The 8,262-nt window shown below is 69.9% G+C and carries 9 protein-coding genes; all 9 read left to right on the top strand.

The annotated features are described in order from the left end of the window. Positions 1-1,536: ATP-binding protein (locus VFE05_19880; GenBank protein HET6232345.1), on the top strand; the 1,536-nt coding region annotated here is incomplete at its 5' end. Continuing rightward, positions 1,533-3,290, top strand: a complete 1,758-nt coding sequence (locus VFE05_19875; GenBank protein ID HET6232344.1) for an ATP-binding protein — start codon at positions 1,533-1,535, stop codon at positions 3,288-3,290. The genes VFE05_19880 and VFE05_19875, both read left to right, overlap by 4 nt. 651 nt (positions 3,291-3,941) lie before the next feature. Next, entirely contained in the window at positions 3,942-5,249 is a 1,308-nt protein-coding gene (locus VFE05_19870; protein ID HET6232343.1) for a hypothetical protein, read from the top strand. Positions 5,250-5,304: 55 nt separating this feature from the next. Then, the gene (locus VFE05_19865) at positions 5,305-6,036 is read left to right on the top strand and encodes a hypothetical protein (GenBank protein ID HET6232342.1); all 732 of its coding nucleotides are present in this window, start codon (positions 5,305-5,307) and stop codon (positions 6,034-6,036) included. Positions 6,037-6,076: 40 nt separating this feature from the next. Continuing rightward, entirely contained in the window at positions 6,077-6,529 is a 453-nt protein-coding gene (locus tag VFE05_19860; protein HET6232341.1) for a hypothetical protein, read from the top strand. A 178-nt stretch (positions 6,530-6,707) separates the two neighbouring features. Further along, positions 6,708-7,040 (top strand): hypothetical protein, encoded by a 333-nt coding sequence (locus VFE05_19855; protein ID HET6232340.1) that lies wholly within the window; start codon positions 6,708-6,710, stop codon positions 7,038-7,040. A gap of 296 nt (positions 7,041-7,336) precedes the next feature. Next, positions 7,337-7,651: a PqqD family protein gene (locus VFE05_19850; protein HET6232339.1), complete on the top strand. Its 315-nt coding sequence runs from the start codon at positions 7,337-7,339 to the stop codon at positions 7,649-7,651. Beyond that, positions 7,648-8,046: a lasso peptide biosynthesis B2 protein gene (locus tag VFE05_19845; GenBank protein HET6232338.1), complete on the top strand. Its 399-nt coding sequence runs from the start codon at positions 7,648-7,650 to the stop codon at positions 8,044-8,046. The genes VFE05_19850 and VFE05_19845 overlap by 4 nt, the downstream gene beginning before the upstream one ends. Beyond that, a partial coding sequence (locus VFE05_19840) for a hypothetical protein (GenBank protein HET6232337.1) occupies positions 8,043-8,262 on the top strand: 220 nt, incomplete at its 3' end. The genes VFE05_19845 and VFE05_19840, both read left to right, overlap by 4 nt.

Genomic DNA, 8,262 nt, shown 5'->3' with positions numbered 1-8,262 from the left:
GCGGTGATCGAGAACGCGTCGGACCTGGTGACCATCCTGGCGCCCGACGCCAGCTTCGACTACCAGAGCCCCGCCGTGGAGCGGCTGTTCGGCTACACGCAGGACGAGATGGTGGGCCGCAGCGCGTTCGAGTTCATCCACCCGGAAGACGCGGCGATGGTGGTGGACCGGCTGCGCGAGGTGGCCGAGAACCCGGGCCAGGCGCGCTCCGCCTCGTTCCGCTTCCTGCACCGCGACGGCTCGTGGCGCGTGGTGGAGGCGGTGGGCTGCACGCTCTCGCCCACGGGCCCCGGCGAGGGCGTGCTGGTGAACACGCGCGACATCACCGAGCGGCGGCGCGGCGTGGAGGCGCTGGAGCTGGCGAGGGAAGAGGCCGAGCGCGCGCGCGAGGCGGCCGAGGCGGCGAACCACGCGAAGAGCGAGTTCCTGTCCCGCATGAGCCACGAGCTGCGCACGCCCATGAACAGCATCCTCGGCTTCGCACAGCTGATGGAGCGCCGCGAGCCCACGCCGGAGCAGCGCCGCTCGCTGGACCAGATCCTCCGCGCGGGGCGGCACCTGCTCAACCTCATCAACGAGGTGCTCGACATCGCCCGCATCGAAGCGGACCGCGCCGCGCTGTCGGTAGAGCCGGTGCGGGTGGACACCGCGCTGGCCGAGGCGGTGAACCTGATCCGCCCGCTGGCCGCCCAGCACGATTGCGAGCTCGCGGACCCGGAGCCCGCCCCCGGCCTGTGGGTGCACGCCGACCGGCAGCGGCTGGCGCAGCTCCTCCTCAACCTCCTCTCCAACGCCGTCAAGTACAACCGCCCCGGCGGCACCGTGCGCGTGACCTGGGCGCCGGGCGAGAACGGCCGCCTGCGCATCGGGGTCCACGACACGGGGCGCGGCATTCCCCGCGAGCGCATGGCCGAGCTGTTCGTCCCGTTCGCGCGCCTCGGCGCCGAGGCGACCGAGGTGGAGGGCACCGGTCTGGGCCTCGCCCTCTCCGCCCGCCTCGCCGAGGCGATGGGCGGCACGCTGGAGGCCGAGAGCATGCTGGGCGAGGGCAGCAGCTTCTGGGTCGAGCTGCCCGCCGCGGCCGACCCGGTGGAGCGCATCGCCGCGTCTTCGCCCGTCCCCCGCGCATCCGCCGCTCCGGGTGAGGCGCGGCCCGCCACGGTGCTGTACGTGGAGGACAACCTGGCGAACCTGTCGCTGGTGGAGTCGCTGCTCTCCAGCCGCCCGGAGATCACCCTGCTCTCGGCCATGCAGGGGCGGATGGGGCTGGACCTGGCCTGGGAGCACGCGCCGGAGCTGATCCTGCTCGACCTGCATCTCCCCGACCTGCCCGGCGCCGAGGTGCTGCGCCGCCTGCGCGCCGACCCGCGCACCGCACGCACGCCCGTGGTCGTCATCAGCGCGGACGCCACGCCGGGGCAGGTGGAGCGGCTGCGGGCCGCCGGGGCGCAGGGATACATGACCAAGCCGCTGGACCTGGACCGGTTCATGGAGACGGTGGACCGGTCGCTCGCCGAAACGGGAGGCGCCGCATGAACGCTCCGGGCACCGCGCGCGACGTGCGCACCGCAGCCATCCTGGTGGTGGACGACGAGCCCGCCAACCTCCAGCTCCTCCAGGAGGTGCTGGCCGACGAGGGCTACGAGAACGTCGTCTGCACCCAGGACCCGCGCGATGCGCTGGAGCGCTTCGCCGACCTCGCGCCGGACCTGCTTCTCCTCGACCTGCACATGCCCCACATGGACGGGTTCGAGGTGATGCGCCGGCTGCGGGAGACGCACGCCGGCGGCGGCTACTTTCCCATCCTCGTCCTCACGGCCGACATCACGGCGCAGGTCAAGCTCCGTGCGCTGGCGGGCGGAGCCAGCGACTTCCTCACCAAGCCGCTGGACGCGGTGGAGGTGACGCTGCGCATCCGCAACCTGCTCCATACGCGCTTCCTGCACCTGGAGCAGGCCGCGGCACGTCAACGGGCGGAAGATGCGGGGCGCCGCGCCGCGTTCCTTGCCGAGGCCAGCCGCGTGCTCAGCCTGTCGTTCGACTGGCGGACGCTGCTCGCCACCGTCGCGCGCCTGGGCGTGCCGCAGCTCGCCGACTCGTTCGTGGTGGAGCTGGGGGATGGAGATGCGCCGCCCGCCCGCGTGGCAGCCGCGCACGTGGACCCGGAGCGCGAGGCGCTGCTGCACGCCCACCCCCACGCGTGGGGCGGCGCGCTGCCGCTCAGCCATCCTCGCGCGGCCGAGTGGACCGGCGGCCAGTTCGTGCTGATGGCCGACGTGGAGGCCGAGCTGGGCCCCGACCCCTGCGCGGACGAGGCGGAGCGCGAGCTTCTTCGCGCGCTGGCGCCGCGCTCCGTGGCCAGCGTGCCGCTCGTCGCCGCGGGGCGCGTGCTCGGCTCCGTCACGCTCGCCACCGCCGGCCCGCGGCCCGCGCTGGACACGCACGACCTGGACCTGGCGGAGGAGCTGGCGCGCCGCGTGATGGGCGCGGTAGAGAAGGCGCAGCTCTACCACGACGCGCTCGCGGCCACCCGCGCGCGCGACGAGATATTGAGCGTGGTCGCGCACGACCTGCGCAACCCGCTCAACACCATCCGCATGGCCGCGCAGCTGCTGGCCGAGGACGCCGCGCCCGAGCAGCGCAAGCCGCTGGACACCGTGCTCCGCATCTCCGAGCGCATGAACCAGCTCATCCAGGACCTGCTGGAGGTCACGCGCATCGCCGGCGGCAAGCTGGCGCTCGACGCGCGCGACGAGAGCATCCGCGGCGTCCTCGCCGAGGCCGCGGGCATGCTCTCGCCGCTCGCCCAAGCACGCGGGATCGCCTTCGCGCACGAGGTGGAGGGCGGGATCACGCCGGTGCGCATGGACGCCGCCCGGGTGCTCCAGGTCGTGTCGAACCTGGTGGGCAACGCCATCAAGTTCACCCCGTCCGGCGGGCGCATCTCCCTGCGCTGCACCGCGGCGGGCGGCGAGGTGCGCGTCGCGGTCCAGGACACCGGGCCCGGCATCCCCGCCAGCCAGGTGCCGCACGTGTTCGGGCGCTTCTGGCAGGCCGGGGCGGGGGACCGGCGCGGCGTGGGCCTGGGCCTCTCCATCGCCCGCGGCATCGTGGAGGCGCACGGCGGGCGCATCTGGGTGGAGAGCGTGGAGGGCGCCGGGAGCACCTTCGTCTTCACCCTCCCCTACGCCCGCCGCACCGCCGAGACGCCGGGGGCCGCCGACCCCGTGAGCATCGATCTACCCACCACCCTCCGCATCGCCGACACCTCGGAGGTGGAGCTGGCGTGACGCGAGTCCGGCACACACGAAACCGCATCACTGCAAGTCACGGTAGATGAACGGCAGAAGATGCGACTTCGTACGGCCCCAGCAGTATGCGCTGGGGTCGTCGTCGTTCCAGCGAGTCCGAGCAGCGGCCGACGGGCAAGCTGTGTACGCGTTCCGAGTTTCGTCACACGCGCGATTACCATCTGCCGCGTGGAGGAAACAGAAGACTGTTCTACTTCACGCGCCGAATCTGTAGACCCCGGTATAAGCTTTTCGAAAAGAAACACATAAGGGCGGCCATCCCTCGGTTGCGCAGCCAGGTGGGTGTCAGCAAAGGTAGCTGTCTCAGGTGGTTGAGAGTCATGCGCGTAAATCGAACCCTTGCGCGACTAAATTTACGTCCTTAGTTATTCGCCCGACGCTTCACCCGCCTTCGGCTCAGTACCCATCTTCCGCTTTGCTTTGATGGAACGCACGCGCAGGCACGCCGGCGCCGTGGGAAGCTCTTGGCCGATGCGTCGGGCCAATCGGGACGATACGCGTGTCGTCCACGGTTGGTGTCTGCTGATCCGTGTTGAGATCACGAGCGCGAGCTGCGTCCTCTGAGCCGCACCCGAATGTCCGTCAGCTATCCCGCAGCCGAGCCTTCAGCTTCGAAACAGGAGATCGTGGATGAGGGAAGTACTCAGGAAATCGCCTGATCTGCGGAGCCATCGGCCGGGGGCATTACCGGGCGGTGTGGTTACCGTCTGCGCTTTCCTCACCATCGTGTTCGGGGGAGACGGAGCGGCGCAAACCGTACCATCCGTCGCCGGCTCCTGCCCGGTTCGGGAGATGTCGCGCCAGCCGCTGACCGTGGGGCCCGGACAGATTCTCTACGTGGAGCCGATGGCGACGTCCACCGCGGGCGCGGTGACGCTCCTCGCGGGTTCGCCGACCTTCCTGTGGGGAACCACTGCGTCTGGCCAGTACCGCCTGGAGGGGAGAGACACCGTGTTCGGCGCGCTGATCACCGGCGCCGGGACCGGGCGGATGATTCCATCGCCCATCCCCGCCTCACGGATTGGGCTCGTCCGCGCCGTGCCGACTGGCAACGCCACCTGGGGCGTCATCTTCGCCGAGATGACGCCGGAGTACCATTTCCCCAACCGCGGCACCATCGCCCACCTCTGGTTCGCCACCCTCTCGCCCCGCGGCTGGAGCCCGTTGACCGAGCTTCCGGCCACTCTGAACGAGGCCATCAATCCATCCCACTCCTCGGAGCTGCAGTACCGGCATGGCAACTTCGCCTGGGCCGTTCGCACCGATTCGTCGCGAACATCCTCCGTGGCGGTGTTCGAGCGGAACAATGGTGTTTGGACGTACGAGCGCTTGCCCGTCGACGACGCCGCGTACGTGGAGTTCACCGGCTGGACCGACAATGAGATGGAGATCGCCATCGTTCGGGCGTTCGCGGAGCCCGGAACCCACGACAGCAACTCGCTGTTCTTGCATCGCCGTGGCGAAGCGTGGGATACGGGCCGGCGGATCGTCCGCGGAGGCGAGGAGCCGGTTTATGAACCGGCGCCGCTCGAGACGCCTCGCGGGAAGATCATCACGTGGTGGTCGCGGGTGGGGCATGGTGGGGGGATGTCGTTCCCCGCGCGTACCAGTCTAGCCCGGGAAGGCCAGCCGGTGGTGATGCTCGACTCCTCCGTCAGCCAAGCCTTCTCGCTAGGCCTCTTGCCCCGGCGGGAGCCCGTATGGGTGTTGAACCACCGCATGCCGGATTCAGACGGGGAGCTCCGGATTATCCGCCTCGTCTTGGGCAAGCCGGTCGTGATCGCGCGCACGCCGAACCCTTTTAAGGGGCCGTTCTCCGCCACCGTCCTGGACCAGTCCACCATCGCGGTGGCTGGACCGCTCCTGAGCGAGGACCGCGGGGGATCCCTGTCTACGCTGGTCATCCGCTTCCGGCTTCGATGCGACTCCGCGCGTTGATGCCGGGAAGTTCGGCGCGTTGCGCGCCGGAGCACACATTCACCCAGGAGTGCACATGAGAAAAGCGGCAACCGTCCTTCTCGCCGCCGCCGCATGCTGGGGTTGTGCTGATGTGTTCGGGCCGCAGTCGGGACCGCGAAACCTCGACCTGATCTACCCGAGGCCGCATGCCTCCTCTGCCCGCCACGCCACCTCGATCAATGGCTCGTTGGGTGACGGGGGCGACACCCCCCCACCGCCAACGCCTCCAAGTACCGGAGGGCTGCCTGCTGGCGTTCCGGCGGACTGGCCGGACGTTAGTCTGATCATCAGCGCCACTACCAAGGTCGGCTTCGAGCCGGGGCTCGGATACATCGAGGCCGACATGGATTACCGAGCCACGACCGCCATGATGGTGAGTTCGCTCGACGTGACCGTTGCTGGGGCGTCGGTTTTCAAGGTCGACGGGGTCCGGCGGGGGGAAGACCACCTGCTTCCCGGCATTTACCACCTCATCTCGTACGCGACGGTGCCCGTCACCAAGACGTGCGGGACGGGGCTGTTCGGGAAGACGGATCACGAGGCTCACAACAAGTTCCTGGTGAACTGGAGCTTCGTGGAATGGGGCGGGAGCGCCGCCCCGTCGAGCGACCGGGCGAATCAACCGCCTTGCGCAACCGTTGCCGGCGGTGGGGGCGGTGGCGATCCGTTTCTGGAGGATTGGTATCTCTGCACGTGGGACGTCACGTACGCGAACGCCGTGATCGTCGCCATCACGCCGCGCGGTTGCGAGAAGCTTGGCAGCTAGGAATTCCCGTCCATCATCCTACTCCAGAGAGAACAATCCAATGGTGAAATCGATCTCGCGCGTGGTGGCGGGTGGTCTGGTGCTGGCCGCGTCGCTGGTGGGGTTTCGGACGGAGCTGCATGCGCAGGGCCCCGTTCGCGGGCCCGTCGACGTGGTGCTGCCGGACAGCTTCCCCGAGCCCTCCGCGGAGGTGCTGGTGATGCGGTTCGAGTCCGGCAAGACCGACGTGATCGTGCTGCCGGCAGATGCGACGCCTCAGGCGCTGGGCGCCGGGCTGGCGCTCCTTCGCCGCGAGCGGCGTACGCATGCCCGCGCGGAGCACGACCAGGTTCTCATCGTACAGGGATTCGTTGCCCCCAGCCGTCTGCCTGCGCCCACCCTGGAGGCGCTCGCGTCCAAGCTGGCCGAGGTGCGCGCCACGCCGCAGTCACAGGTCGGCAATCTCGGCACCGGTCGGTGGGTCGAGCTTCCGGACGCGAACGTCCACCCCTGAGCATCCTGCGGAACCGGCACCTCGAACGGTGACGTGTCGTGCGGCGGATGCGAACGTGGCAGCGGCCCCCAGCGGTGAGCGTCGTGAGCAGAGAGACCGGATTGACTGCACTCGGGCTCCTGGGAGCGGCTGCCGCGTGCGCGCCCAGCGTGCTGATCCCCACACCGTGACGTCCCGCATGGAACGTAAAGAACTGCCCGGCTCTGCCGGCTCACGGCGGTACAAGACCGTACTCCTGATCGCGGGCGTCGGCTCCACCTGCCTGGGCACGCTGGCCTTGCGCTCGCTGGTCGTGAGCGCGGTGCCCTCGTTGCTCGGCATCGGGCCGGCGGGCGCGTGGACAGGGTACGCGTTGGACGTGGTGGTGCTGGCCGGCTGCGTGCTCGGAATCTGGAATGCCGAGCGCGGGTTGCGCCGCAACCTGAGGCCGTCGCCGCCCATCCTCGCATCGCTCGTGGGGCTGGTGTGGATCGGGATTGCGCTGCTGTACTACATGCGCGGCGCGGTGTAGCGGGTCAGCACCCTCTCGAAGCAGGTGGAAGGTGGATATAGGCAGGTCGCCGGCGCATCCGGCGGCCTGTTTTTCGTTGGAGGTACGACGCACAGGCATCGCCGGCAACGGGGCTGATGGTAGGTTGGCCGACCGAGCGCCCCATATCGCTATGGCCCGTCTGGAGCGTCAACTATCCAGGATGTCAAGCCTTGAACACGTCGAAATCTGCATTATAGTTGGTCAGTCGTCGGATGCGGTCCGGCGTAATCGGTCTGTAAACGTGTGGTTCACCTTCCGCCGAGATGGAGGCGCGAATGTTAGGCTGGCTCCGGAAGACGCGGACGCAGGCTCCGCCGGTGGCCCTCGACGCCATCTACCGACGCGCGCCCCACGTCTCCGCGGCGGGGGAGGGCGAGCGCACCGTGCTGTTGGACCCTCGCGCCGGGGAGTACCTGGGGCTGGACGAGGTCGCGTCGCGCATCTGGACGCTGCTGGACGGCGCCACATCCGCGTCCGCCGTGGTGGACGTGCTGGAGGCGGAGTACGACGCGCCGCGTGCGCAGCTGGAGGCCGACTGCCTGGCGCTTCTCGCGCGCCTGTCCAGCCTCGGCGTGATCGTCCTCGCATGAGAACGCCCGCCGCTCCCTCAATCGGCCTCTGCGCCCTCACGCTGCTGGCGGTGCGCGCTCGGCTCAAGCTGCGCGGCTTCGGCAGGTCCATCGCGTGGGCGCGCCGGGCGGCAGGGACCGGCGCGATGGGCGGAGCGCGGGCCGAAATGGTCGAGAGCACGGCATACCGTGTGGCGGTGGCGGCGGCGTTCTTCCCCGGCCGCGCCGTGTGCCTGGAGCAGTCGCTCGCGCTGTACGTGCTGCTACGCCGCCGCGGCGTGCCGGCGCAGCTCGCGCTGGGCGTGCAGCCGTACCCGTTCACGGCGCACGCCTGGGTGGAGCTGGACGGCGAGCCGGTGAACGAGGACCGCGAGACGGTGGACAAGTTCCAGCGCCTGCCCGAGGTGGCCGCGTGACCGCCTTCGCCTGCAGGCTCGATGTGACCGGTGCGCCGCTGCCTCTCGACTCGGCGGCAGCGCTCGCCTCGCGCATCGGCGGTTCCGGCGGTACGGTCCGCGTCGAAGCCGCGGGACCGTTTGCGGCGGTGGCCGGACTCCATCCCCACCGTCCGCTCCTGGCGCGGCTGGGTGCCACCGTCGCCGCGGGCGACGTGCGACTCGACAATCGCGACG

It is taken from the genome of Longimicrobiaceae bacterium (genome assembly GCA_035696245.1).
GTDB lineage: Bacteria > Gemmatimonadota > Gemmatimonadetes > Longimicrobiales > Longimicrobiaceae > DASRQW01.
Note: the sequence above shows the minus strand (reverse complement) of the source record. Positions and strands in the feature narration are given on the sequence as shown.

Coding starts and splice junctions, on each gene's coding strand:
- VFE05_19875 (HET6232344.1), top strand. CDS start 1,533: ATGAACGCTCCGGGCACCGCGCGCGACGTGCGCACCGCAGCCATCCTG.
- VFE05_19870 (HET6232343.1), top strand. CDS start 3,942: ATGAGGGAAGTACTCAGGAAATCGCCTGATCTGCGGAGCCATCGGCCG.
- VFE05_19865 (HET6232342.1), top strand. CDS start 5,305: ATGAGAAAAGCGGCAACCGTCCTTCTCGCCGCCGCCGCATGCTGGGGT.
- VFE05_19845 (HET6232338.1), top strand. CDS start 7,648: ATGAGAACGCCCGCCGCTCCCTCAATCGGCCTCTGCGCCCTCACGCTG.
- VFE05_19860 (HET6232341.1), top strand. CDS start 6,077: ATGGTGAAATCGATCTCGCGCGTGGTGGCGGGTGGTCTGGTGCTGGCC.
- VFE05_19855 (HET6232340.1), top strand. CDS start 6,708: ATGGAACGTAAAGAACTGCCCGGCTCTGCCGGCTCACGGCGGTACAAG.
- VFE05_19850 (HET6232339.1), top strand. CDS start 7,337: ATGTTAGGCTGGCTCCGGAAGACGCGGACGCAGGCTCCGCCGGTGGCC.